Annotated in this window: 19 protein-coding genes; 10 read left to right on the top strand and 9 right to left on the bottom strand. The window is 52.4% G+C overall.

Annotation, left to right across the window (positions count from 1 at the left end; genetic code table 11):
* Position 1 precedes the first annotated feature (1 nt).
* Positions 2–442, bottom strand: a complete 441-nt coding sequence (gene ppdD, locus FEK43_RS04415; protein ID WP_130204940.1) for a prepilin peptidase-dependent pilin — start codon at positions 440–442, stop codon at positions 2–4.
* A gap of 202 nt (positions 443–644) precedes the next feature.
* Entirely contained in the window at positions 645–1,538 is an 894-nt protein-coding gene (gene nadC / locus FEK43_RS04410) for a carboxylating nicotinate-nucleotide diphosphorylase (RefSeq protein WP_130204942.1), read from the bottom strand.
* Positions 1,539–1,625: 87 nt separating this feature from the next.
* Between nadC and ampD the strand changes: the two genes are divergently transcribed.
* Positions 1,626–2,177, top strand: coding sequence for a 1,6-anhydro-N-acetylmuramyl-L-alanine amidase AmpD (gene ampD / locus FEK43_RS04405; protein ID WP_130259638.1), 552 nt, complete (start codon positions 1,626–1,628; stop codon positions 2,175–2,177).
* On the top strand, positions 2,174–3,028 hold the full coding sequence (gene ampE / locus FEK43_RS04400; protein WP_000171986.1) for a beta-lactamase regulator AmpE: 855 nt from the start codon (positions 2,174–2,176) through the stop codon (positions 3,026–3,028). The genes ampD and ampE overlap by 4 nt, the downstream gene beginning before the upstream one ends.
* Positions 3,029–3,070: 42 nt before the next feature.
* On the opposite strand, the gene aroP is transcribed toward ampE, so the two are convergent.
* A complete protein-coding gene (gene aroP, locus FEK43_RS04395) occupies positions 3,071–4,444 on the bottom strand; it encodes an aromatic amino acid transporter AroP (protein WP_165383261.1) in 1,374 nt (457 codons plus the stop codon).
* Positions 4,445–4,984: 540 nt separating this feature from the next.
* Between aroP and pdhR the strand changes: the two genes are divergently transcribed.
* The 4 genes from pdhR (at position 4,985) to lpdA (ending at position 12,229) form a co-directional block, all read left to right on the top strand.
* The gene (gene pdhR, locus FEK43_RS04390; RefSeq protein WP_000331776.1) at positions 4,985–5,749 is read left to right on the top strand and encodes a pyruvate dehydrogenase complex transcriptional repressor PdhR; all 765 of its coding nucleotides are present in this window, start codon (positions 4,985–4,987) and stop codon (positions 5,747–5,749) included.
* Between the two features lie 160 nt (positions 5,750–5,909).
* Positions 5,910–8,573, top strand: a complete 2,664-nt coding sequence (gene aceE / locus FEK43_RS04385) for a pyruvate dehydrogenase (acetyl-transferring), homodimeric type (protein WP_135406055.1) — start codon at positions 5,910–5,912, stop codon at positions 8,571–8,573.
* Between the two features lie 14 nt (positions 8,574–8,587).
* On the top strand, positions 8,588–10,480 hold the full coding sequence (gene aceF, locus FEK43_RS04380; RefSeq protein ID WP_135406056.1) for a pyruvate dehydrogenase complex dihydrolipoyllysine-residue acetyltransferase: 1,893 nt from the start codon (positions 8,588–8,590) through the stop codon (positions 10,478–10,480).
* Between the two features lie 324 nt (positions 10,481–10,804).
* Positions 10,805–12,229, top strand: a complete 1,425-nt coding sequence (lpdA, locus tag FEK43_RS04375) for a dihydrolipoyl dehydrogenase (protein WP_130205068.1) — start codon at positions 10,805–10,807, stop codon at positions 12,227–12,229.
* Between the two features lie 242 nt (positions 12,230–12,471).
* Here the strand turns inward: lpdA and FEK43_RS04370 are convergent, their stop codons facing one another.
* A complete protein-coding gene (locus tag FEK43_RS04370) occupies positions 12,472–14,325 on the bottom strand; it encodes a DUF3300 domain-containing protein (protein ID WP_138158446.1) in 1,854 nt (617 codons plus the stop codon).
* A 354-nt stretch (positions 14,326–14,679) separates the two neighbouring features.
* Here FEK43_RS04370 and acnB point away from each other — a divergent pair, with 354 nt between their 5' ends.
* On the top strand, positions 14,680–17,277 hold the full coding sequence (gene acnB / locus FEK43_RS04365) for a bifunctional aconitate hydratase 2/2-methylisocitrate dehydratase (protein WP_135406058.1): 2,598 nt from the start codon (positions 14,680–14,682) through the stop codon (positions 17,275–17,277).
* Between the two features lie 175 nt (positions 17,278–17,452).
* Positions 17,453–17,815 (top strand): protein YacL, encoded by a 363-nt coding sequence (gene yacL / locus FEK43_RS04360; RefSeq protein WP_135406059.1) that lies wholly within the window; start codon positions 17,453–17,455, stop codon positions 17,813–17,815.
* A gap of 37 nt (positions 17,816–17,852) precedes the next feature.
* On the opposite strand, the gene speD is transcribed toward yacL, so the two are convergent.
* The 3 genes from speD to FEK43_RS04345 all read right to left on the bottom strand — a co-directional run bounded on the left by speD (position 17,853) and on the right by FEK43_RS04345 (position 19,982).
* Complete coding sequence (gene speD, locus FEK43_RS04355) at positions 17,853–18,647, bottom strand: adenosylmethionine decarboxylase (protein WP_130260722.1); 795 nt, start codon at positions 18,645–18,647, stop codon at positions 17,853–17,855.
* 15 nt (positions 18,648–18,662) lie between these two features.
* Positions 18,663–19,529, bottom strand: a complete 867-nt coding sequence (speE, locus tag FEK43_RS04350; protein ID WP_130204953.1) for a polyamine aminopropyltransferase — start codon at positions 19,527–19,529, stop codon at positions 18,663–18,665.
* A gap of 105 nt (positions 19,530–19,634) precedes the next feature.
* Positions 19,635–19,982: a YacC family pilotin-like protein gene (locus tag FEK43_RS04345; protein ID WP_000846617.1), complete on the bottom strand. Its 348-nt coding sequence runs from the start codon at positions 19,980–19,982 to the stop codon at positions 19,635–19,637.
* Positions 19,983–20,146: 164 nt separating this feature from the next.
* On the opposite strand from FEK43_RS04345, the gene cueO reads away from it, so the two are divergent.
* Entirely contained in the window at positions 20,147–21,697 is a 1,551-nt protein-coding gene (cueO, locus tag FEK43_RS04340) for a multicopper oxidase CueO (protein ID WP_135406060.1), read from the top strand.
* Positions 21,698–21,743: 46 nt separating this feature from the next.
* Here cueO and gcd read toward each other — a convergent pair whose 3' ends face one another.
* Entirely contained in the window at positions 21,744–24,134 is a 2,391-nt protein-coding gene (gcd, locus tag FEK43_RS04335; RefSeq protein WP_135406061.1) for a quinoprotein glucose dehydrogenase, read from the bottom strand.
* Between the two features lie 205 nt (positions 24,135–24,339).
* Between gcd and hpt the strand changes: the two genes are divergently transcribed.
* Positions 24,340–24,876: a hypoxanthine phosphoribosyltransferase gene (gene hpt / locus FEK43_RS04330; RefSeq protein WP_000683335.1), complete on the top strand. Its 537-nt coding sequence runs from the start codon at positions 24,340–24,342 to the stop codon at positions 24,874–24,876.
* 40 nt (positions 24,877–24,916) lie between these two features.
* Here hpt and can read toward each other — a convergent pair whose 3' ends face one another.
* Positions 24,917–25,579, bottom strand: coding sequence for a carbonate dehydratase (gene can / locus FEK43_RS04325; RefSeq protein ID WP_130204959.1), 663 nt, complete (start codon positions 25,577–25,579; stop codon positions 24,917–24,919).
* Positions 25,580–25,589 lie beyond the last annotated feature (10 nt).

Genomic DNA, 25,589 nt, shown 5'->3' with positions numbered 1-25,589 from the left:
CTTAGTTGGCGTCATCAAAGCGGAAGACATCTTCGCAGGCTTGCTGCAATGCGCTGTCACTTTGAATATTGCAGTTGCGCGTCCAGCCGGTGACACCGTTAGCGTTATCCCAACCGGGTGTCATAACGATGCTTAGCCCATTGAGACTCTCTTGCCCGGTCAGCGACACCACGCCCTTTGCCACACTCATGGCTGAAACATAGCGGGTGGTGGTAGGCGAGGGGATGCCATTGCTGCCGCCGTCGCAGGTGTCCAGTCCGCCATGTTCCAGCGCGCACAATTCTACGGCGGTACGGTAAGGCACAAAGGTTTGTAGCATGTCGGTAAGTGCGGCTTTGCGCAGGTAGTTTTGATAAGCGGGAATACCAATGGCGCTTAAAATGGCAATGATGCCAATAACCACCATCAGTTCGATAAGTGTAAAACCGCGTTGCTTGTCCATCTGTCTCGCTCCTTGATTTGGTTGGCGCTACTTTGGCAAACGCCATCAGCACAGGCGAGGGGCAAAAAACGAAACGGGAAGGCGGCTTCCGAGGTTTTTTATTACGTTGCAGCGAAAGACAGAAAATTTGCGAGGCGTTACGAAGAAAGTTGGGGAAGGGGAGATTATCCGCCCGCGATGGAGCGGATAAATCTGTCAGCAATTAGCGAAAACGCATTGAAAGATCGAGTGCCTGTACGTGTTTAGTTAGCGCTCCGACGGAGATAAAGTCCACGCCCGTTTCAGCAAACTCGCGTAGCGTTTTGTCGGTGACGTTGCCAGACACTTCCAGCAGCGCCTTGCCGTTGGTGCGTTTAACGGCTTTGCGCATCTGTTCTGTGTCGAAGTTATCCAGCATGATGATATCGGCACCTGCTTTCAGTGCTTCATCAAGTTCTTCCAGATTCTCGACTTCAACTTCTACTGGCGCATCCGGGTGCAGCCAGGACGCTTTTTCGACCGCCTGGCGCACTGAGCCGGAGGCAATAATATGGTTTTCTTTGATCAGGAAGGCGTCAGAAAGCCCCAGACGATGGTTAGCCCCGCCGCCGCAAAGTACCGCGTATTTCAGGGCAGAACGCAGGCCGGGTAAGGTTTTTCGCGTATCCAGCAACTGCGTATCGGTGCCTTCCAGTAACTCAACATAGTGGCGAACCTTACTGGCTACGCCAGAAAGAGTTTGTACAAAATTAAGCGCAGTACGTTCGCCGGTTAACAGCACGCGAGATGGGCCTTCGAGTTCGAAAAGGAGTTGATTGGCGTTAATGACATCACCGTCATCCACATGCCAGGTAATGGTGACATCGTCGCCTGCCAGTTGAATAAACACTTCTTCAACCCAGCGTTTACCACAAAATACGCCTTCTTCGCGGGTGATCACCGTGGCATGAGAGCGTGAATTTTCCGGTAAAAGTTTTGCCGTAATGTCGTTGTTGGCATCGACTGTTCCGCCTAAATCTTCTCGCAGCGCCTGAGCCACCGCGCCGGGGATATCGAGATTAATGCGTTCCAGCAGCTCGTCACGTCGGGTGTCAGGGTTATAGCGGCGAGGCGGCATGTTAAAACTCCAGATAGCTAACGAATCATAAGGTAGAAACATGCTACTCTGAACCGGGTATTAGCACCACATATAAGGAGATCCTGCATGTTGTTAGAACAGGGGTGGCTGGTCGGCGCGCGCCGCGTTCCCTCACCACATTACGATTGTCGCCCGGATGACGAAACTCCCACCTTGCTGGTGGTGCACAATATTAGCCTGCCGCCAGGCGAGTTTGGCGGTCCGTGGATTGATGCATTATTCACCGGAACTATTGATCCGCAGGCTCATCCCTTCTTTGCAGAGATTGCCCATTTACGCGTCTCCGCTCACTGTTTGATTCGCCGTGATGGTGAAATTGTCCAGTATGTTCCTTTCGATAAACGCGCCTGGCATGCGGGTGTTTCCGTGTATCAGGGGCGCGAACGCTGTAATGATTTCTCTATTGGGATTGAGCTGGAAGGCACTGATACGCTGGCTTATACCGATGCGCAGTATCAGCAACTGGCGGCGGTCACGCGGGCACTGATTGATCGCTATCCCGATATCGTTAATAACATGACGGGCCATTGTGATATTGCGCCGGAGCGTAAAACCGATCCCGGCCCTGCCTTTGATTGGGCACGGTTTCGCGCCCTAGTCAGCAAGGAGACAACATGACGCTGTTTACAACCTTACTGGTGTTAATTTTCGAGCGCCTGTTTAAGTTGGGCGAGCACTGGCAGCTTGATCACCGCCTCGAGGCGTTTTTCCGTCGGGTGAAACATTTTTCGCTGGGGCGCACATTAGGGATGACCATTATCGCGATGGGGGCGACCTTTTTACTGTTGCGCGCGTTGCATGGGTTATTGTTCAACGTCCCGACGCTGGTGGTGTGGCTGTTGATTGGTTTGTTGTGTATTGGCGCAGGAAAAGTTCGTCTCCATTATCATGCTTATCTGACCGCAGCTTCTCGTAACGACAGCCATGCCCGTTCCACGATGGCTGGCGAGTTAACCATGATTCATGGCGTCCCCGCAGGCTGCGATGAGCGTGAGTTTTTGCGTGAACTGCAAAATGCCCTGTTGTGGATTAACTTTCGTTTTTACCTTGCGCCACTGTTCTGGCTAATTGTAGGCGGTATCTGGGGACCCGTTACCCTGATGGGCTATGCATTCTTGCGTGCATGGCAATACTGGCTGGCGCGCTACCAGACGCCGCATCATCGCTTACAGTCGGGGGTTGATGCCGTGCTTCATGTAGTGGATTGGGTGCCAGTTCGCCTTGCGGGCGTAGTTTATGCCTTGATTGGTCACGGTGAGAAAGCGTTACCAGCCTGGTTTGCTTCACTGACCGATTTCCATACATCGCAATACCAGGTGTTAACGCGTCTGGCACAGTTCTCTCTGGCGCGTGAACCGCATGTCGATAAGGTTGAGACACCGAAAGCAGCGGTTTCAATGGCGAAGAAAACCTCGTTCGTGGTTGTGGTGGTGATTGCGCTACTGACGATTTACGGGACATTGGTGTAAATATTGCTGCCCTCACCCAGAACGGGTGAGGGCGTAGAGAGATTAATGTGCTTTTACGGCTTTTGCGGTTTTCTCTTTGAACAGATAACCTATACCTAACACAACCAGCCATACCGGGATCAGGTAAACCGAAATCGCCATCCCCGGCGTCATCAGCATTATCACCAGTACCGCCGCCATAAACAGCAGGCAGATCCAGTTACCCAGCGGATAGAGCAGGGCAGGGAAACGAGTTACCACACCTTGTTCTTGCTTAGCGCGACGGAACTTCATATGTGCCAGGCTAATCATCGCCCAGTTAATAACCAGTGCAGAAACCACCAGCGCCATTAACAGTCCGAAAGCGGACTCTGGGGCAAGGTAGTTAATCAGTACGCACAATGCCGTAACCAGCGCAGATACCAGAATGGTATTTACTGGTACGCCGCGTTTATCGACGGAAGCGAGCATTTTCGGTGCGTTACCCTGTTGTGCCAGACCGAACAGCATACGGCTGTTGCAATATACGCAGCTGTTGTACACGGAGAGCGCAGCCGTCAGTACCACGATGTTCAGCGCATTTGCCACAAAGGTATCGCCTAACTCGTGGAAGATCAGCACAAACGGGCTGGTGTCAGCGGTAACGCGTGTCCACGGCATCAGTGAGAGCAGAACGGCTAACGAACCAATGTAGAAAATCAGGATGCGGTAGATAACCTGATTAGTTGCTTTCGGGATGCTTTGCTCCGGGTTATCAGCTTCTGCAGCGGTGATCCCCACCAGTTCCAGACCACCGAACGAGAACATGATAATCGCCATCATCATCACCAGCCCGGTGAAGCCGTGCGGCAGGAAGCCACCTTGAGCCCACAGGTTGCTAACGGTCGCCTGCGGGCCGCCGTTGCCGCTGAACAGCAGCCAGCCGCCGAAGATGATCATCGCCACCACCGCGATAACTTTGATAATGGCAAACCAGAACTCCATCTCGCCAAACACTTTTACGTTGGTCAGGTTGATGGCGTTGATCACCACAAAGAATACGGCGGCAGAAGCCCAGGTGGGGATTTCCGGATACCAGAACTGAATGTATTTGCCGACAGCTGTAAGTTCTGCCATGGCAACTAAAACGTACAGTACCCAATAGTTCCAGCCAGAAGCGAATCCGGCAAAGCTGCCCCAGTATTTATAAGCAAAGTGGCTGAAGGAGCCTGCGACAGGTTCTTCGACCACCATTTCACCTAGCTGACGCATGATCAGAAAGGCGATAAAACCTGCAATGGCATAACCCAGGATAATCCCTGGCCCTGCGGACTGTATTACGGAGGCGCTTCCCAGGAATAGCCCGGTTCCTATTGCGCCACCCAGCGCGATAAGCTGAATATGGCGGTTTTTAAGGCCGCGCTTTAGCTGCTCGCCGTGCTGTTGACCTTCCATCATGAAACCTCGTGCGGTGATTGTTTTTTTGATCTACGCAATGATGCGTGTGTAAGTTTACAATTCCGTTTGTTGTATTAATTTGTTTACATTAAGGACGTTTGAATTGTTACAAAAAGACTTCCGTCAGATCAAGAATAATGGTATGCGGCAGCGAATGCACCCGCTTTATGCATGGTTGAAGATGAGTTGCTTAAAAAGGAACCGTTTGTAAAGATCAGCCTCAAATCCGCTCAATATATAAAATGAATATAAATTCATTTTAATTGAATTAAAAATCGAAAAATTGGTAAGTGAATCGGTTCAATTCGGATTTTTATAGTTTAATAATCGTTAAAAAATCACTTTCCTACGTAAAGTCTACATTTGTGCATAGTTACAACTTTGAAACGTTATATATGTCAAGTTGTTAAAATGTGCACAGTTTCATGATTTCAATCAAAACCTGTATGGACATAAGGTGAATACTTTGTTACTTTAGCGTCACAGACATGAAATTGGTAAGACCAATTGACTTCGGCAAGTGGCTTAAGACAGGAACTCATGGCCTACAGCAAAATCCGCCAACCAAAACTCTCCGATGTGATTGAGCAGCAACTGGAGTTTTTGATCCTCGAAGGCACTCTCCGCCCGGGTGAAAAACTCCCACCGGAACGCGAACTGGCAAAACAGTTCGATGTATCCCGTCCCTCATTGCGTGAGGCGATTCAACGTCTCGAAGCGAAGGGCTTGTTGCTTCGTCGCCAGGGTGGCGGCACGTTTGTTCAGAGCAGCCTCTGGCAAAGCTTCAGCGATCCGCTGGTGGAGCTGCTCTCCGACCATCCTGAATCACAGTATGACTTGCTCGAAACACGACACGCCCTGGAAGGTATCGCCGCTTATTACGCCGCGCTGCGTAGTACCGATGAAGACAAGGAACGCATCCGTGAACTCCACCACGCCATAGAACTGGCGCAGCAGTCTGGCGATCTGGACGCGGAATCAAACGCCGTACTCCAGTATCAGATTGCCGTCACCGAAGCGGCCCACAATGTGGTTTTGCTTCATCTGCTAAGGTGTATGGAGCCGATGTTGGCCCAGAATGTCCGTCAGAACTTCGAATTGCTCTATTCGCGTCGCGAGATGCTGCCGCTGGTGAGTAGTCACCGCACCCGCATATTCGAAGCGATTATGGCCGGTAAGCCGGAAGAAGCGCGCGAAGCATCGCATCGCCATCTGGCCTTTATCGAAGAAATTTTGCTCGACAGAAGCCGTGAAGAGAGTCGCCGTGAGCGTTCTCTGCGTCGTCTGGAGCAACGAAAGAATTAGTGATTTTTCTGGTAAAAATTATCCAGAAGATGTTGTAAATCAAGCGCATATAAAAGCGCGGCAACTAAACGTAGAACCTGTCTTATTGGGCTTTCCGGCGAGAGTTCAATGGGACAGGTTCCAGAAAACTCAACGTTATTAGATAGATAAGGAATAACCCATGTCAGAACGTTTCCCAAATGACGTGGATCCGATCGAAACTCGCGACTGGCTCCAGGCGATCGAATCGGTCATCCGTGAAGAAGGTGTTGAGCGTGCTCAGTATCTGATCGACCAACTGCTTGCTGAAGCCCGCAAAGGCGGAGTCAACGTAGCCGCAGGCACCGGTATCAGCAACTACATCAACACCATCCCCGTTGAAGAACAACCGGAGTATCCGGGTAATCTGGAACTGGAACGCCGTATTCGTTCAGCTATCCGCTGGAACGCCATCATGACGGTTCTGCGTGCGTCGAAAAAAGACCTCGAACTGGGCGGCCACATGGCGTCCTTCCAGTCTTCCGCAACCATTTATGATGTGTGCTTTAACCACTTCTTCCGTGCACGTAACGAGCAGGATGGCGGCGACCTGGTTTACTTCCAGGGCCACATCTCCCCGGGCGTTTACGCACGTGCTTTCCTGGAAGGTCGTCTGACTCAAGAGCAGCTGGATAACTTCCGTCAGGAAGTTCACGGCAATGGCCTCTCTTCCTATCCGCACCCGAAACTGATGCCGGAATTCTGGCAGTTCCCGACCGTATCTATGGGTCTGGGTCCGATTGGTGCTATTTACCAGGCTAAATTCCTGAAATATCTGGAACACCGTGGCCTGAAAGATACCTCTAAACAGACCGTTTACGCGTTCCTCGGCGACGGTGAAATGGACGAACCGGAATCCAAAGGTGCGATCACCATCGCTACCCGTGAAAAACTGGATAACCTGGTCTTCGTTATCAACTGTAACCTGCAGCGTCTTGACGGCCCGGTCACCGGTAACGGCAAAATCATCAACGAACTGGAAGGCATCTTCGAAGGTGCTGGCTGGAACGTGATCAAAGTGATGTGGGGTAGCCGTTGGGATGAACTGCTGCGTAAAGATACCAGCGGTAAACTGATCCAGCTGATGAACGAAACCGTTGACGGTGACTACCAGACCTTCAAATCGAAAGATGGTGCGTACGTTCGTGAACACTTCTTCGGTAAATATCCTGAAACCGCAGCACTGGTTGCAGACTGGACTGACGAGCAGATCTGGGCACTGAACCGTGGTGGTCACGATCCGAAGAAAATCTACGCTGCATTCAAGAAAGCGCAGGAAACCAAAGGCAAAGCGACAGTAATCCTTGCTCATACCATTAAAGGTTACGGCATGGGCGATGCGGCTGAAGGTAAAAACATCGCGCACCAGGTTAAGAAAATGAACATGGACGGCGTGCGTCACATCCGCGACCGTTTTAATGTGCCGGTGTCTGATGCGGATATCGAAAAACTGCCGTACATCACCTTCCCGGAAGGTTCTGAAGAGCATACCTATCTGCACGCTCAGCGTCAGAAACTGCACGGTTATCTGCCAAGCCGTCAGCCGAACTTCACCGAGAAGCTGGAGCTGCCGAGCCTGCAAGACTTCGGTGCGCTGCTGGAAGAGCAGAGCAAAGAGATCTCTACCACTATCGCTTTCGTTCGCGGCCTGAACGTGATGCTGAAGAACAAGTCGATCAAAGACAGGCTTGTGCCGATCATCGCCGACGAAGCGCGTACTTTCGGTATGGAAGGTCTGTTCCGTCAGATTGGTATTTACAGCCCGAACGGTCAGCAGTACACCCCGCAGGACCGCGAGCAGGTTGCTTACTATAAAGAAGACGAGAAAGGTCAGATTCTGCAGGAAGGGATCAACGAGCTGGGCGCAGGTTGTTCCTGGCTGGCAGCGGCGACCTCTTACAGCACCAACAATCTGCCGATGATTCCGTTCTACATCTATTACTCGATGTTCGGCTTCCAGCGTATCGGCGATCTGTGCTGGGCGGCTGGCGACCAGCAAGCGCGTGGCTTCCTGATCGGCGGTACTTCCGGTCGTACCACCCTGAACGGCGAAGGTCTGCAGCACGAAGATGGTCACAGCCACATTCAGTCGCTGACTATTCCGAACTGTATCTCTTACGACCCGGCTTACGCTTACGAAGTTGCTGTCATCATGCATGACGGTCTGGAGCGTATGTACGGTGAAAAACAAGAGAACGTTTACTACTACATCACCACGCTGAACGAAAACTACCACATGCCGGCAATGCCGGAAGGTGCTGAGGAAGGTATCCGTAAAGGTATCTACAAACTCGAAACCATTGAAGGTAGCAAAGGTAAAGTTCAGCTGCTGGGCTCCGGTTCTATCCTGCGTCACGTCCGTGAAGCAGCACAGATCCTGGCGAAAGATTACGGCGTAGGTTCTGACGTTTATAGCGTAACGTCCTTCACTGAACTGGCGCGTGATGGTCAGGATTGTGAGCGCTGGAACATGCTGCACCCGCTGGAAACTCCGCGCGTTCCGTATATCGCTCAGGTGATGAACGACGCTCCGGCAGTGGCATCTACCGACTATATGAAACTGTTCGCTGAGCAGGTCCGTACTTACGTACCTGCTGACGACTACCGCGTACTGGGTACTGATGGCTTCGGTCGTTCCGACAGCCGTGAGAACCTGCGTCACCACTTCGAAGTTGATGCTTCCTACGTGGTTGTAGCGGCGCTGGGCGAACTGGCTAAACGTGGCGAAATCGATAAGAAAGTGGTTGCTGACGCAATCGCCAAATTCAACATCGATGCAGATAAAGTTAACCCGCGTCTGGCGTAAGAGGTAAAAGAATAATGGCTATCGAAATCAAAGTACCGGACATCGGGGCTGATGAAGTTGAAATCACCGAGATCCTGGTCAAAGTGGGCGACAAAATTGAAGCCGAACAGTCGCTGATCACCGTAGAAGGCGACAAAGCCTCTATGGAAGTTCCGTCTCCGCAGGCGGGTATCGTTAAAGAGATCAAAGTCTCTGTTGGCGATAAAACCCAGACCGGCGCACTGATTATGATTTTCGATTCCGCCGACGGTGCAGCAGACGCTGCACCTGCTCAGGCAGAAGAGAAGAAAGAAGCAGCTCCGGCAGCAGTACCCGCGGCTGCGGCAGCAAAAGACGTTAACGTTCCGGATATCGGCAGCGACGAAGTCGAAGTGACCGAAATTCTGGTGAAAGTGGGCGACAAAGTTGAAGCTGAGCAGTCGCTGATCACCGTAGAAGGCGATAAAGCCTCTATGGAAGTTCCGGCTCCGTTTGCTGGCACCGTGAAAGAGATCAAAGTGAACGTGGGTGACAAAGTGTCTACCGGCTCGCTGATTATGGTCTTCGAAGTCGCGGGTGCAGCAGGCGCGGCAGCTCCAGCAGCTAAACAGGAAGCGGCTCCGGCAGCAGCACCAGCGGCTGCAGCTGGCGTGAAAGAAGTTAACGTTCCGGATATCGGCGGTGACGAAGTTGAAGTGACCGAAGTGATGGTGAAAGTGGGCGACAAAGTTGCCGCTGAACAGTCACTGATCACCGTAGAAGGCGACAAAGCTTCTATGGAAGTTCCGGCTCCGTTTGCTGGCGTCGTGAAGGAACTGAAAGTCAACGTTGGCGATAAAGTGAAAACTGGTTCGCTGATTATGATCTTCGAAGTTGAAGGCGCAGCGCCTGCGGCAGCTCCAGCGAAACAGGAAGCGGCAGCGCCGGCTCTGGCAGCAAAAGCTGAAGCCCCGGCAGCAGCACCGGCTGCGAAAGCCGAAGGCAAATCTGAATTTGCTGAAAACGACGCTTACGTTCACGCGACTCCGCTGATCCGCCGTCTGGCACGCGAATTCGGCGTTAACCTGGCGAAAGTGAAGGGCACTGGCCGTAAAGGTCGTATTCTGCGCGAAGACGTTCAGGCTTACGTGAAAGAAGCTATCAAACGTGCAGAAGCGGCTCCGGCAGCGACTGGCGGCGGTATCCTTGGCATGTTGCCGTGGCCGAAGGTGGACTTCAGCAAGTTTGGTGAAATCGAAGAAGTGGAACTGGGCCGCATTCAGAAAATTTCTGGTGCTAACCTGAGCCGTAACTGGGTGATGATCCCGCACGTTACCCACTTCGACAAAACTGATATCACCGAGCTGGAAGCGTTCCGTAAACAGCAGAACGAAGAAGCAGCGAAACGTAAGCTGGATGTGAAGATAACCCCAGTTGTCTTCATCATGAAAGCCGTTGCTGCAGCTCTTGAGCAGATGCCTCGCTTCAACAGTTCGCTGTCGGAAGACGGTCAGCGTCTGACCCTGAAGAAATACATCAACATCGGTGTGGCGGTGGATACCCCGAACGGTCTGGTTGTTCCGGTATTCAAAGACGTCAACAAGAAAGGCATCATCGAGCTGTCTCGCGAGCTGATGACTATTTCTAAGAAAGCGCGTGACGGTAAGCTGACTGCCGGCGAAATGCAGGGCGGTTGCTTTACCATCTCCAGCATCGGCGGCCTGGGTACTACCCACTTCGCGCCGATTGTGAATGCGCCGGAAGTGGCTATCCTCGGCGTTTCCAAGTCCGCGATGGAGCCGGTGTGGAATGGTAAAGAGTTCGTGCCGCGTCTGATGCTGCCGATTTCTCTCTCCTTCGACCACCGCGTGATCGACGGTGCTGATGGTGCCCGTTTCATTACCATCATTAACAACACGCTGTCTGATATTCGCCGTCTGGTGATGTAAATAAAAGAGCCGGCCCAACGGCCGGCTTTTTTCTGGTAATCTCATGAATGTATTGAGATTATTAGCGAATAGACAAATCGGTTGCCGTTTGTTGTTTAAAAATTGTTAACAATTTTGTAAAATACCGACGGATAGAACGACCCGGTGGTGGTTAGGGTATTACTTCACATACCCTATGGATTTCTGGGTGCAGCAAGGTAGCAAGCGCCAGAATCCCCAGGAGCTTACATAAGTAAGTGACTGGGGTGAGGGCGTGAAGCTAACGCCGCTGCGGCCTGAAAGACGACGGGTATGACCGCCGGAGATAAATATATAGAGGTCATGATGAGTACTGAAATCAAAACTCAGGTCGTGGTACTTGGGGCAGGCCCCGCAGGTTACTCCGCTGCCTTCCGTTGCGCTGATTTAGGTCTGGAAACCGTAATCGTAGAACGTTACAACACCCTTGGTGGTGTTTGCCTGAACGTCGGCTGTATCCCTTCTAAAGCACTGCTGCACGTAGCAAAAGTTATCGAAGAAGCCAAAGCGCTGGCTGAACACGGTATCGTCTTCGGCGAACCGAAAACCGATATCGACAAGATTCGTACCTGGAAAGAGAAAGTGATCAATCAGCTGACCGGTGGTCTGGCTGGTATGGCGAAAGGCCGTAAAGTCAAAGTGGTCAACGGTCTGGGTAAATTTACCGGGGCTAACACCCTGGAAGTTGAAGGTGAGAACGGTAAAACCGTGATCAACTTCGACAACGCGATCATTGCAGCGGGTTCTCGCCCGATCCAACTGCCGTTTATTCCGCATGAAGATCCGCGTATCTGGGACTCCACTGACGCGCTGGAACTGAAAGAAGTACCAGAACGCCTGCTGGTAATGGGTGGCGGTATCATCGGTCTGGAAATGGGTACCGTATACCACGCGCTGGGTTCACAGATTGACGTGGTTGAAATGTTCGACCAGGTTATCCCGGCGGCGGACAAAGACATCGTTAAAGTCTTCACCAAGCGTATCAGCAAGAAATTCAACCTGATGCTGGAAACCAAAGTTACCGCCGTTGAAGCGAAAGAAGACGGTATTTATGTGACGATGGAAGGCAAAAAAGCACCCGCTGAACCGCAGCGTTACGACGCCGTGCTGGTAGCGATTGGTCGTGTGCCGAACGGTAAAAACCTCGACGCAGGCAAAGCTGGCGTGGAAGTGGACGACCGTGGTTTCATCCGCGTTGACAAACAGCTGCGCACTAACGTGCCGCACATCTTTGCTATCGGCGATATCGTCGGTCAGCCGATGCTGGCACACAAAGGTGTTCACGAAGGTCACGTTGCCGCTGAAGTTATCGCCGGTCAAAAACACTACTTCGATCCGAAAGTTATCCCGTCCATCGCCTATACCGAACCAGAAGTTGCATGGGTGGGTCTGACTGAGAAAGAAGCAAAAGAGAAAGGCATCAGCTACGAAACCGCCACCTTCCCGTGGGCTGCTTCTGGTCGTGCTATCGCTTCCGACTGCGCAGACGGTATGACCAAGCTGATTTTCGACAAAGAATCTCACCGTGTGATCGGTGGCGCGATTGTCGGTACCAACGGCGGCGAGCTGCTGGGTGAAATCGGTCTGGCGATCGAAATGGGTTGTGACGCTGAAGACATCGCGCTGACCATCCACGCGCACCCGACTCTGCACGAGTCTGTGGGCCTGGCAGCAGAAGTATTCGAAGGTAGCATCACCGACCTGCCGAACCCGAAAGCGAAGAAGAAGTAATTCTTCTTGTGCCGGAACATCCGGTAAATTAAGAAGCGGCTGACCAGGCCGCTTCAGATTGTTGATAAAGTGCTCGTTGTTGATGCCGGATGCGGCGTGAACGCCTTATTCGACCTACAAAATCATGCAAATTCAATATATTGCAGGAGCTATGTAGGCCCGATAAACTTGCGTATCGGGAAATTCGATGTTTGTCATCAGTCTTAAGCGGCTAACTACGCCGCTTTTTTTATGCCTGCAATTTACCTTTCCAGTCTCCTTGTTCCACGCTCAGACAACCGTTCGCGTACCGCTGACCGTTGCTCATTATTCAATCGGGCAGTATGGTTATTGTCGTTCAGACGTTGCGGGCGGCTCTCCTGAATTTTCTCCCGCGCAACTTGACGCTGCTCAGGCGAGGCAGACTGGATACGCTGACGTGCTGCATCTCTTTGCTGTTGATTCTGCGGGCTAGTCTGCATTTTCTCACGGGCCGCCTGACGCTGCTCAGGCGAGGCCGACTGGATACGCTGACGCGCCGCCTCTCTTCGCTGCTGGTTCTGCGGGTTAGTCTGCATTTTCTCGCGAGCCGCCTGGCGCTGTTCAGGCGAGGCAGATTGATAACGCTGACGCGCCGCCTCTCTTCGCTGCTGGTTCTGCGGGTTAGTCTGCATTTTCTCGCGGGCCGCCTGGCGCTGCTCAGGCGAGGCAGGCTGATAACGCTGGCGAGCGGTGTCCTTTTGCTGCTGGGTCAGTGGTTGGTGGCGGCTGAACTCGCGGAAGTCGTCATAATTGCCATAGTGTTCCGCTTCATTAAACCGCTGTGCCGCAGCCTGACGCTGGGTATCTCGCGTAGTGACTGGTGCTGCGTGTGTTCGTTGCTGAAACTGACTTGCTGCCGCCTGGCGCTGGCTGTCGCGCGTTGGGGCAGGTAACTGTGTGGCACTCATGCCGCCTTTAACATCGGTTTGGTGAAACCGTTTTGCCATATCCTGATCATGATAAGGCACACCATCGCGGTAGTTTGGATTGTGCCGCCATGCCATATTCTTGTCAGTAAGATGCTCACCAGTAATACGGTTGAAATTGTTGACGTCGATATTGATGTTGTCGCCGTTGTGTTGCCAGCCATTACCGTCACGATGACCGCCATCGTGGTGATTATAATCATCATCGTCATGATGATGATGGTCATGATCGTCATCGTCCCAGTCGATGCTGCTGAATAGTGCATACGTGGTAGCAACGCCCATGCTGTAGCCAAATCCGCGCACGAAGCTGTCAACAAACGGTTCTCCGGCTGGCGGCGGCAGGTAAACCGGCGGATAAGCGGTATTGGCCCAACTGCCGTAAACCACGGTTGGGTTGTAGTTGGGAATATAAACTACATCCGGATTGGCGGGCTCAATGGTTATTACGGTCGGCGCAGGTTCAGCGACGACGGGGCTGGACGTAGAAACGGTATTTGATTGTGTGACAGGGGCGCTGGCGGGCTGATTTGCCGGTACGACTTTTTTCGTTGTCGTGATGACCTTTTGTTCAGTTGATGACTTCAGTGACCCGGTTTGTTGCGCCAGTTGCCGCAAACGTTGTACCGAGTCCATCACATCCTGCGGCTGCGCCAGAAACGCGTCGCCAAGATTTTGTACCCATTGCGGGTTTTCCCCCATCAACGCCATCAATTGCGGAAAAGCCACCAGCGATTTGACGCTGGCATCCCACGGCTGGTCGGATACTGCCTGAATAGCGGCATCACCTTGCTTGAGCGGATTGTCGTGCGACCACTGCACGGCCTGGGCGACATTTGCCGGATAGGTCGATGCCATCAGCACCTGCGAAAGCAGAGCGTCGGGATATAGCGCGACGGGCGCGATCCATTGATCGATTTGTGCAGTGCTGAATGTAGATTTGACGACGGCAGGCGTTACGGGGGGCGCGGAAACCGTTGCAGGAAGCGTAACTGCGGTGATGTCAGGCGCAGTCTGTTGTGTCGATTGCAGTTCCACAGGTGCTTCCAGTGTGCGGCTTTTTATATATAGCCCGGCAGAGGCGGCACAAAGCCCGGCACTGCAAATTAGCGCCAGCACATGGGGTTTAAACGGCAAAATCATTTTCATAATTCGGATCTCAAGGAAATCGCAATGGTCGGCGAACTGCCACCCGCAGGTGCTGTGAATCCGAGTATAAAGAGGCAGTAGTTTAAATTTTGACTAATCTTGGGATTCGTTGAGAAAGGTGATTATCACAATGCAAATTAACGAAGTTTTTACGGAGGGAAACAATCTCTAGACCATCCTTAACGATTCAGCCACTTTTTTATGTTGCTTTTTTGTAAACAGATTAACACATCGTCAAAATCCTGCTATTCTGCCCGTTGCGGTACTGGGCATTTACCCTACAAACTGCTGTCTCACAGGAGCGTGAAGAGAATCGCCTGCCGCACTATGACAATGAGAGCGAGGAGAACCGTCGTGCTAGAAGAATACCGTAAGCACGTAGCTGAGCGTGCCGCTGAGGGGATTGCGCCCAAACCCCTGGATGCAAACCAAATGGCCGCGCTTGTAGAGCTGCTGAAAAACCCGCCCGCGGGCGAAGAAGAATTCCTGTTAGATCTGTTAACCAACCGTGTTCCCCCTGGCGTCGATGAAGCCGCCTATGTAAAAGCAGGCTTCCTGGCTGCTGTCGCCAAAGGCGAAGCCAAATCCCCACTGCTGACTCCGGAAAAAGCCATCGAACTGCTGGGCACCATGCAGGGTGGTTACAACATTCATCCGCTGATCGACGCGCTGGATGATGCCAAACTGGCACCGATCGCTGCCAAAGCACTGTCCCACACGCTGCTGATGTTCGATAACTTCTATGACGTAGAAGAGAAAGCCAAAGCAGGCAACAAATACGCGAAGCAGGTAATGCAGTCCTGGGCGGATGCCGAATGGTTCCTGAATCGCCCGGCGCTGGCTGAAAAACTGACCGTTACCGTCTTCAAAGTCACTGGCGAAACCAACACCGATGACCTTTCTCCGGCACCGGATGCGTGGTCGCGCCCGGACATCCCATTGCACGCGCTGGCGATGCTGAAAAACGTCCGTGAAGGCATTGAGCCAGACCAGCCAGGCGCTGTTGGTCCGATCAAGCAAATCGAAGCTCTGCAACAGAAAGGTTTCCCGCTGGCGTATGTCGGTGACGTTGTGGGTACGGGTTCTTCGCGTAAATCCGCCACTAACTCCGTACTGTGGTTTATGGGCGATGATATTCCGCATGTGCCGAACAAACGCGGCGGTGGTCTGTGCCTCGGCGGTAAAATTGCACCAATCTTCTTTAACACGATGGAAGACGCGGGTGCACTGCCAATTGAAGTGGACGTCTCTAACCTGAATATGGGCGATGTGATTGACGTTTACCCGTACAAAGGCGAAGTGCGTAACCACGAAACCAACGAGCTGCTGGCGACCTTCGAACTGAAAACCGACGTGCTGATTGATGAAGTGCGTGCTGGTGGTCGTATTCCGCTGATTATCGGGCGTGGCCTGACCACCAAAGCGCGTGAAGCACTTGGTCTGCCGCAGAGCGATGTGTTCCGTCAGGCGAAAGATGTCGCTGAAAGCGACCGTGGCTTCTCGCTGGCGCAGAAAATGGTAGGTCGCGCCTGTGGTGTGAAAGGTATTCGTCCAGGCGCGTACTGTGAACCGAAAATGACTTCTGTAGGTTCCCAGGACACCACCGGCCCGATGACCCGTGATGAACTGAAAGACCTGGCGTGCCTGGGCTTCTCGGCTGACCTGGTGATGCAGTCTTTCTGTCACACAGCGGCATATCCGAAGCCGGTTGACGTTAACACGCACCACACGCTGCCGGACTTCATTATGAACCGTGGCGGTGTGTCGCTGCGTCCGGGTGACGGCGTAATCCACTCCTGGCTAAACCGTATGCTGCTGCCGGATACTGTCGGTACCGGTGGTGACTCCCATACCCGTTTCCCGATTGGCATCTCTTTCCCTGCGGGTTCTGGTCTGGTGGCATTTGCTGCCGCAACAGGCGTAATGCCGCTGGATATGCCGGAATCCGTTCTGGTGCGCTTCAAAGGCAAAATGCAGCCGGGCATCACCCTGCGCGATCTGGTACACGCCATTCCGCTGTATGCAATCAAACAAGGTCTGCTGACCGTTGAGAAGAAAGGCAAGAAAAACATCTTCTCTGGCCGCATTCTGGAAATTGAAGGTCTGCCGGATCTGAAAGTTGAGCAGGCCTTTGAACTGACTGATGCGTCCGCCGAGCGTTCTGCCGCTGGTTGTACTATCAAGCTGAACAAAGAGCCGATCATCGAATATCTGAACTCCAACATCGTCCTGCTGAAGTGGATGATCGCGGAAGGTTATGGCGATCGTCGTACTCTCGAACGTCGTATTCAGGGCATGGAAAAATGGCTGGCGAATCCTGAGCTGCTGGAAGCCGATGCAGATGCGGAATACGCGGCAGTGATCGACATCGATCTGGCGGATATCAAAGAGCCAATCCTCTGTGCACCGAACGATCCGGACGACGCGCGCCCGCTGTCTGCGGTACAGGGCGAGAAGATCGACGAAGTGTTTATCGGTTCTTGCATGACTAACATCGGTCACTTCCGTGCCGCGGGTAAACTGCTGGATGCGCACAAAGGCCAGTTGCCGACCCGCCTGTGGGTGGCACCGCCAACGCGTATGGACGCCGCGCAGCTGACAGAAGAAGGCTATTACAGCGTCTTCGGTAAGAGCGGTGCGCGTATCGAGATCCCGGGCTGTTCCCTGTGTATGGGTAACCAGGCGCGTGTGGCAGACGGAGCGACGGTGGTTTCCACCTCTACCCGTAACTTCCCGAACCGTCTGGGTACTGGTGCGAACGTCTTCCTGGCTTCTGCGGAACTGGCTGCTGTTGCGGCGCTGATTGGCAAACTGCCGACGCCGGAAGAGTACCAGACCTACGTTGCGCAGGTGGATAAAACTGCCGTTGATACTTACCGTTATCTGAACTTCAACCAGCTTTCTCAGTACACCGAAAAAGCGGACGGGGTGATTTTCCAGACTGCGGTTTAATAAGTAAGCGCACGCGCTGCGCATAAACGACACAATGCCCGGTGAATGTGATTCCCGGGCATTTTTTTATCTCTAAACCACCGTCGCTCCGCTGTTTTTCTCCGATAAGGCTGCGATAATTACATCAATGGCGCAATGCGATTTCGGCGCATTGCCGGGAGCAGAGGAACACACTATGGATTACGAATTTCTGCGCGATATTACCGGAGTGGTAAAGGTGCGCATGTCCATGGGGCATGAAGTGGTCGGGCACTGGTTTAATGAAGAGGTGAAAGAAAACCTGGCCTTGCTTGATGAAGTGGAAGACGCCGCGCGCACGCTCAAAGGTAGCGAACGTTCCTGGCAGCGGGCAGGGCATGAGTACACGCTATGGATGGACGGCGAAGAGGTGATGGTTCGCGCCAATCAACTGGAATTCGCTGGCGATGAAATGGAAGAGGGGATGAACTACTACGACGAAGAGAGCTTGTCGCTGTGCGGCGTTGAGGATTTTCTTCAGGTGGTGGCGGCGTACCGTAATTTCGTGCAGCAGATGTAGGTAAATCAGGCGGAGCCTCCGTGCTCCGCCAGGGCCGTTAAACGGCAGGCATATTGCGCCCGTAATAAATCTCGCGCATTTCTTTCCACAGCGCAGCGGTAATTTCCTGGCGCTCGCTGTCGGTTAAATCTTCCGGTTTGGTGTGGAACATGTAGTGCTTAAGGTCGAACTCTTTAAGCAACATCTTGGTATGGAAGATATTTTCCTGATAGACGTTCACATCCACCATGTCATACAGCGTCTTTATATCTTCGGACATAAAGTTCTGAATCGAATTAATCTCATGGTCGATAAAGTGCTTCATACCGTTAATGTCGCGGGTAAAGCCGCGCACGCGATAATCAATGGTCACGATATCGGACTCAAGCTGGTGGATCAGGTAATTCAGTGCCTTCAGCGGGGAAATCACGCCGCAGGTAGAGACTTCAATATCGGCGCGGAAGGTACATAAACCGCCTTCAGGATGGCTTTCCGGGTAGGTATGTACGCAAATATGACTTTTATCGAGATGGGCAACGACCGTTTCTGGCAGTGGGCCGGGGTGTTCTGTTTTGTCGATAAGTTTTGGGTCGACCGGTTCTTCACTCACCAGAATAGTGACGCTGGCACCTTGTGGTTCGTAATCCTGGCGGGCGATGTTAAGAATATTGGCCCCGATAATGGAACAGGTTTCTGACAGGATTTCGGTCAGACGGTTGGCATTATAGAGTTCATCGATATAAGCAATATAACCGTCGCGTTCTTCGGCAGTTTTGGCATAGCAGATATCGTAAATACAAAAACTCAGACTTTTGGTCAGATTATTAAAGCCATGCAGTTTCAGTTTTTTCAATTTCTTATCTTCTCCTTAGAGCGCCTGTGAAGCCAGTGCGTCTTGCAGATACTGAGGTAAGGCAAAAGCTGCCGAATGGACTGCCGGATTGTAATAACGGCATTTCAGGCCAGAGGCGAGAAAACGCGCCTGAATAATTTCGGTTGAGAGATGGCGTAAGGCGTCGTTATCTGTCGCCCATGCAAAGGTCATGATGCCGCCGTAATAGGTCGGGATCGCCGCCTGATAAAAGCCAACATCACTGAAGTAATGGCTGAGTTTACGATGGCTGCCGATGGCCTCTTCCTGCTGTAAAAAGCAGACACCGTTTTGTGCGACGAAGATACCGCCAGGATTCAGGCAACGTTTGCAGCCTTCATAAAATGCTGAGGTGAACAGACTTTCGCCGGGGCCGATAGGATCGGTGCAGTCGGAGATAATGACATCAAAGGTCTGGCTGGTTTGATTCACGAAATTGACGCCATCGTCGATCACCAGCTTAAAGCGCGGATCGTCGTAGCTACCGGCGTTATGGTTGGGCAAATACTGACGGCAGAACGACACCACGCCCGCGTCGATTTCCACCATCGTGATTGACTCAACGTTTTTATGTCGGGTCACTTCACGCAGCATTGCGCCGTCACCGCCGCCGATAATCAGCACATGTTTCGCGTGACCGTGGGCCAGTAGTGGAACGTGGGTCATCATCTCATGATAGATAAACTCGTCGCGCTCGGTGGTTTGTACTACACCATCTAGCGCCATTACACGACCAAATGCGGCGTTCTCAAAAATGATCAGATCCTGGTGATCGGTCTTTTCATGATACAGAACGTTATCTACCGCAAAGTACTGCCCAAACTGGTCGTGTAGCGTTTCATGCCACAGTTTATTTTCGGCCATGGGTTGATACCTCCTTTGTTAACACTCGTAAAAAAAGAGCGCAACATAATAGCTAACATTGACCGTGGTTGCACGGTCAATGTTTCTACAAAAAGGTATCAGGGATTATTTGACGTAGGCAAGCAGGCTTAAGGAATCGCGGGCCAGGGCTTTGCACTTTTTCGCGACGGGAATACCGATACCGCTGAGATCGCGGTAGCTGTCTTCACCGAGGGATTTCATGTCGAAGGTGTCGTAGTTGCTGAGATCCCACTGGTTTTGCTGGGCGAAAAAGACCAGTGCGCGACGAATTTGCCCATTAGGTAAGTTCTGGTAACCACAATCGTTCTTCAGAAAAACAAAAACTGCCGTTAAATCGGCCATATCTTCGGCTTCAGACTCGCTGAGCGCGTAACTGTTTGCGCAAACGGCCATCAGGCTGCCGAATAACACTGTTCTGAAAAACGTCTTCATTGCTTCTACCAGGACTTAAAGAAGATAAACGTTAGCACACTGTGAGCGAGGCGACGACCATTATTGTCGATTAAATTGTGTCTGCGGCTTGACCTTCCCGTAAGGGTAAGGACTATGCTCAACGTTTGATTTTGTTTCGCCTGCTTGAGAATAAGGAAATAACTATGCAACGCCGTGATTTCTTAAAATATTCCGTCGCGCTGGGCGTGGCTTCGGCTTTGCCGCTGTGGAGTCGAACAGTTTTTGCCGCCGAACGTCCAACACTGCCGATCCCCGAACTCCTCACTTCTGATGTTCGTGGCCGCATAAGATTATCGATCATGCCAGGTCAGTCCACCTTTGCCGGGAAAACGGCGACCACCTGGGGCTATAACGGTAATCTGTTAGGGCCTGCGGTGAAGTTGCAGCGCGGTAAAGCCGTGACGGTTGATATCAATAACCAACTGGCGGAAGAGACGACGTTGCACTGGCACGGGCTGGAAGTGCCGGGAGAAGTGGACGGCGGCCCGCAGGGAATTATTCCGCCAGGCGGTCAACGCACGGTGACGCTGAACGTCGATCAACCTGCCGCTACTTGCTGGTTCCATCCGCATCAGCACGGCAAAACCGGGCGTCAGGTGGCGATGGGGCTGGCAGGTCTGTTGGTGATTGAAGATGACGAGATCCTGAAATTAATGCTGCCAAAACAGTGGGGTATCGATGATGTTCCGGTGATCGTTCAGGATAAAAAATTTAACGCCGACGGACAGATTGATTATCAACTGGATGTGATGACCGCCGCCGTGGGCTGGTTTGGTGATACGTTGCTGACCAACGGTGCAATCTACCCGCAACACGCAGCCCCGCGTGGTTGGCTGCGCCTGCGTTTGCTCAATGGCTGTAATGCCCGTTCGCTCAATTTCGCCACCAGCGACAATCGCCCGCTGTATGTGATTGCCAGCGATGGTGGTCTGCTGCCTGAGCCGGTGAAGGTGAGCGAGCTGCCAGTGCTGATGGGCGAGCGTTTCGAAGTGCTGGTGGAGGTTAACGACAACAAACCATTTGACCTGGTGACGTTGCCAGTCAGCCAGATGGGGATGGCGATCGCGCCTTTTGATAAGCCGCATCCGGTAATGCGGATTCAGCCGATTGCCATTAGTGCCTCTGGTGCTTTGCCAGACACATTAAGTAGCCTGCCTGCGTTACCTTCTCTGGAGGGGCTGACGGTACGCAAGCTGCAACTCTCTATGGACCCGATGCTCGATATGATGGGTATGCAGATGCTGATGGAGAAATATGGCGATCAGGCGATGGCCGGGATAGATCACAGCCAGATGATGGGCCATATGGGGCATGGCAATATGAATCATATGAACCACGGCGGGAAGTTCGATTTCCACCATGCCAATAAAATCAACGGTCAGGCGTTTGATATGAACAAGCCGATGTTTGCGGCGGCGAAAGGGCAGTACGAACGTTGGGTTATCTCTGGCGTGGGTGACATGATGCTGCATCCGTTCCATATTCACGGCACGCAGTTCCGTATCTTGTCAGAAAATGGCAAACCGCCAGCGACGCATCGCGCAGGCTGGAAAGATACCGTTAAGGTAGAAGGTAATGTCAGCGAAGTGCTGGTGAAGTTTAATCACGATGCACCGAAAGAACATGCTTATATGGCGCACTGCCATCTGCTGGAGCATGAAGATACGGGGATGATGTTAGGGTTTACGGTATAAAAAGACCGTAATCGGAAATATGCCCGGATCTCTCCGGGCATTATGGTTACTTCACATCATCCGGCAGCGCATAAGCCACAATATAGTCGCCCATCTTCGTACCAAATGAACCGTGACCGCCCGCGGAGATCACCACATATTGCTTACCATTCACTTCATAGGTCATCGGCGTTGCCTGACCACCCGCTGGTAAACGGCCCTGCCACAGTTTTTCACCGTTGCTCATGTTGTAAGCGCGCAGGTAGTTATCTGCCGTAGCGGCGATAAACAGCACGTTACCCGCTGTGGAGATTGGCCCGCCAAGCATCGGCATACCCATATTGAACGGCACCGGTACAGGCATCGGGAACGGCATGCTGTCCTGCGGCGTACCAATACGTTTCTTCCACACCACTTCATTGGTTTTCAGATCCAGCGCCGAGATATAACCCCATGCTGGCTGTTTACACGGCAGACCAAACGGTGAAAGGAATGGATTGAGCGTGACGCCATACGGTACACCGTACTGCGGCTGAATGCCGGATTCCGTACCCGTACCTTTGGCATCTTTCGGCTGTTCCATCGGATTACCCGGACCGCGCGGGATCAGTTTCGAAACAAACGGCAGTGCCATTGGGTTGGCAATCGCCACTTCACGATTCGGATCAACGGAAATCCCGCCCCATTCGAACATCCCCAGGTTACCCGGGAAGACCAGCGTACCCTGTTCAGATGGCGGGGTGAAAATGCCTTCATAGCGCATCTGGTGGAACATCACGCGGCACACCAGCTGGTCAAACATGGTGGCGCCCCACATATCCGCACCGCTCAAATCTTTCGTCGGACGGAAGCTCAGTTCCGAGAATGGTTGAGTAGGGGTAACGTAATCGCCTTTCGCTGCACCTTGTGGCACTGGTTTTTCCGGGGCCGGAACCACCAGTTCACCATTACGACGATCGAGCACAAAAATGTTGCCGGTTTTCGCCGGAGCATAAATGACCGGAACTTTCTGACCATTGACGGTGATATCCGCGAGCGTCGGCTGTGCCGGAAGATCCATATCCCACAGGTCGTGGTGAACGGTCTGGTAACTCCACGCCAGTTTTCCGGTGGTGGCATTCAGCGCCAGAATCGAGCTGGCATAACGTTCCTGTTCTGGTGTGCGGTTACCGCCCCAGATATCTGGTGTGGTCACGCCCATTGGCAGATAGACCAGATCCAGCTTCGCGTCATAGGCCGCAGGTGCCCACGAGTTGGGTGAGTTAAAAGTAAAGGTGTGTTCGTCAGACGGGATTGCGTTCGGATCTTTCGCGCCCGGATCAAAAGCCCACAACAGCTCCCCGGTGTTGACATCAAAACCACGGATCACGCCAGACGTTTCGCGGGTTGAGAAGTTGTCGGTAACTGAACCGGCCATCACGATGGTTTTATCGGTGATAATCGGCGGAGAAGTCGGCTCATACAGACCCGGTTTGGTGTCCGGCATATTGCTTTGCAGATTGAGCACGCCTTTATTGGCGAAGGTTTCGCACAGCTTGCCGTTTTCAGCGTTGAGTGCAATCAGGCGACCATCATTGACCGGAAGAATGATACGACGCGGGCAATCCGCCATCACTTCCGGCGAAGCCGTTTCTGCTTTGGCTTCATGATAAGAGACGCCACGGCAGGTTACGTGCTGGAAAGACTCGTTAGTTTTCAGCTCAGGATCGTAATGCCATTTCTCTTTGCCGCTGGCGGCATCGAGCGCAAACAGGCGCTGGTGAGCGGTACACAGGTAAAGGGTGTCGCCCACTTTAATCGGCGTCACTTCATTGGTGATTTCGCCCGGATCGTTCGGCTGCTTCACATCGCCAGTACGGAACACCCAGGCTTCTTTCAGATTATGGACGTTATCGGCGTTAATTTGTTTCAGCGGTGAAAAGCGTTGACCTTCCTGATTGCGACCATAGGCAGGCCAGTCCTGATCGGCAACGGCTGAGATAGCTTCGGCAGGTGTGGTATCGACGCTTAAAGTGCCGTTGATTTCTTGCGGATCGTGAAATCCGGCCCAGGTGAGGATACCGCCGCTAATCAACAGTGCGACTAACAGCGCAGCAACTGCGCCGCCAGAAGGAATGACCAGGCGACGCCAGACAAACGGCAGGATCAGCCAGATGCCGAAGAAGACCAGAATGTCACTGCGCGGAGTCAGCGCCCAGAAGTCGAAACCAACTTCCCAGACGCCCCAAATCATGGTGCCGAGCAGCAGAGCGGCATACAGCCAAAGCGCGGCGCGTTTACTGCGCCACAGCATCCAGGCGACGCCGAGCATCACAAGGCCTGCGATAGGGTAGTACCAGGAGCCGCCAATGGCGACCAGCCAGCCTCCGCCAATGAGAAGATACAGCCCGCAAAGCGCTGCAAATAGGGCGGTTAGCGTGACGAGTAATCGTCGCGAGCCGGGATTGTTAATTGCCATAAAGAAACACCATTTCAATTCATTAATATTTTAGTAGCAATTAATTATAGGTTTTAACATGTGTGATCGTCATCACAATTTGAGCTTTATTAACAGATTCCGCGAATGAATAGTTTTACTGGTATACTGCATGTCTTGCGCTTTGTTGCGGTGCTGAATCCCGCCCGTGCGAAGTGATTTGTTTTTAAATCATATGGTTAGAGATATGAAACATACTGTAGAAGTAATGATCCCCGAAGCGGAGATTAAAGCGCGTATCGCCGAACTGGGTCGTCAGATTACTGAGCGTTACAAAGACAGCGGCAGCGATATGGTGCTGGTAGGTCTGCTGCGTGGCTCATTTATGTTTATGGCGGACCTGTGCCGTGAAGTTCAGGTATCTCATGAAGTCGATTTTATGACCGCCTCCAGCTACGGTAGCGGCATGTCCACCACCCGTGATGTGAAAATCCTCAAAGATCTGGATGAAGATATCCGTGGCAAGGACGTGCTGATTGTTGAAGATATCATCGACTCGGGGAATACACTGTCGAAAGTGCGTGAAATCTTAAGCCTGCGTGAACCGAAGTCGCTGGCGATTTGTACGCTGCTGGATAAACCGTCCCGTCGTGAAGTGAACGTCCCGGTAGAATTTATCGGTTTCTCGATCCCGGATGAGTTTGTGGTGGGTTACGGCATTGATTACGCACAGCGTTACCGTCATCTGCCATATATCGGCAAGGTGATTCTGCTGGACGAGTAAGTGTGAAGTTGCCGGATGTGTTGCATCCGGCATAGCATATTTATTTGTGGTTGGCGTGTTTCAGCTTGAGGTTGGAAATCCCGTGACGGTAACGTTGCTCAAGGGTTTCGCGGTTGGTGGCAGTAACATCCAGATCACGCAGCAAGCCGTCGTGAATGCCGTAGGCCCAGCCGTGAATGGTCACTTTCTGCCCGCGTTTCCACGCTGATTGCATAATGGTGGAGTGGCCCAGGTTATACACCTGTTCCATGACGTTCAGTTCACACAAGGTATCCAGACGGCGCTCTGGCGGCATTTCGCCGAGCAATGAGCTATGTTTGAACCAGATATCGCGGATGTGCAGCAGCCAGTTGTTGATAAGCCCCAGTTCCGGGTTTTCAACGGCGGCTTGTACGCCGCCGCAACCGTAGTGGCCACAGATAATAATGTGTTCAACTTCGAGAACATCCACTGCATACTGAACCACGGAAAGGCAGTTCAGGTCGGTGTGAATGACCAGGTTAGCAACATTACGGTGAACAAAGAGTTCGCCCGGCTCAAGACCGGTTAAACGTTCTGCAGGAACGCGACTGTCGGAACATCCAATCCATAGAAAGCGCGGTTTTTGCGCTTGTGCCAGTTTCTCAAAAAACCCGGGATCCTCTTCCACCAGCATTTTTGACCATAGTGCATTATTGCTGATGAGTGTATCTATGTCTTTCATGGAGGTTAAC

The sequence above is a fragment of the Escherichia sp. E2562 genome (genome assembly GCF_005781075.1).
Taxonomy (GTDB): domain Bacteria; phylum Pseudomonadota; class Gammaproteobacteria; order Enterobacterales; family Enterobacteriaceae; genus Escherichia.
Note: the sequence above shows the minus strand (reverse complement) of the source record. Positions and strands in the feature narration are given on the sequence as shown.

Excerpts from the sequence above, each read along its gene's own strand:
- speE (WP_130204953.1), bottom strand. The coding sequence starts at position 19,529 with ATGGCCGAAAATAAACTGTGGCATGAAACGCTACACGACCAGTTTGGG.
- FEK43_RS04370 (WP_138158446.1), bottom strand. The coding sequence starts at position 14,325 with ATGAAAATGATTTTGCCGTTTAAACCCCATGTGCTGGCGCTAATTTGC.
- gcd (WP_135406061.1), bottom strand. The coding sequence starts at position 24,134 with ATGGCAATTAACAATCCCGGCTCGCGACGATTACTCGTCACGCTAACC.
- ampE (WP_000171986.1), top strand. The coding sequence starts at position 2,174 with ATGACGCTGTTTACAACCTTACTGGTGTTAATTTTCGAGCGCCTGTTT.
- FEK43_RS04345 (WP_000846617.1), bottom strand. The coding sequence starts at position 19,982 with ATGAAGACGTTTTTCAGAACAGTGTTATTCGGCAGCCTGATGGCCGTT.
- aceE (WP_135406055.1), top strand. The coding sequence starts at position 5,910 with ATGTCAGAACGTTTCCCAAATGACGTGGATCCGATCGAAACTCGCGAC.
- ppdD (WP_130204940.1), bottom strand. The coding sequence starts at position 442 with ATGGACAAGCAACGCGGTTTTACACTTATCGAACTGATGGTGGTTATT.
- can (WP_130204959.1), bottom strand. The coding sequence starts at position 25,579 with ATGAAAGACATAGATACACTCATCAGCAATAATGCACTATGGTCAAAA.
- hpt (WP_000683335.1), top strand. The coding sequence starts at position 24,340 with ATGAAACATACTGTAGAAGTAATGATCCCCGAAGCGGAGATTAAAGCG.
- aceF (WP_135406056.1), top strand. The coding sequence starts at position 8,588 with ATGGCTATCGAAATCAAAGTACCGGACATCGGGGCTGATGAAGTTGAA.
- aroP (WP_165383261.1), bottom strand. The coding sequence starts at position 4,444 with ATGATGGAAGGTCAACAGCACGGCGAGCAGCTAAAGCGCGGCCTTAAA.
- lpdA (WP_130205068.1), top strand. The coding sequence starts at position 10,805 with ATGAGTACTGAAATCAAAACTCAGGTCGTGGTACTTGGGGCAGGCCCC.
- yacL (WP_135406059.1), top strand. The coding sequence starts at position 17,453 with ATGGATTACGAATTTCTGCGCGATATTACCGGAGTGGTAAAGGTGCGC.
- pdhR (WP_000331776.1), top strand. The coding sequence starts at position 4,985 with ATGGCCTACAGCAAAATCCGCCAACCAAAACTCTCCGATGTGATTGAG.
- ampD (WP_130259638.1), top strand. The coding sequence starts at position 1,626 with ATGTTGTTAGAACAGGGGTGGCTGGTCGGCGCGCGCCGCGTTCCCTCA.
- cueO (WP_135406060.1), top strand. The coding sequence starts at position 20,147 with ATGCAACGCCGTGATTTCTTAAAATATTCCGTCGCGCTGGGCGTGGCT.
- nadC (WP_130204942.1), bottom strand. The coding sequence starts at position 1,538 with ATGCCGCCTCGCCGCTATAACCCTGACACCCGACGTGACGAGCTGCTG.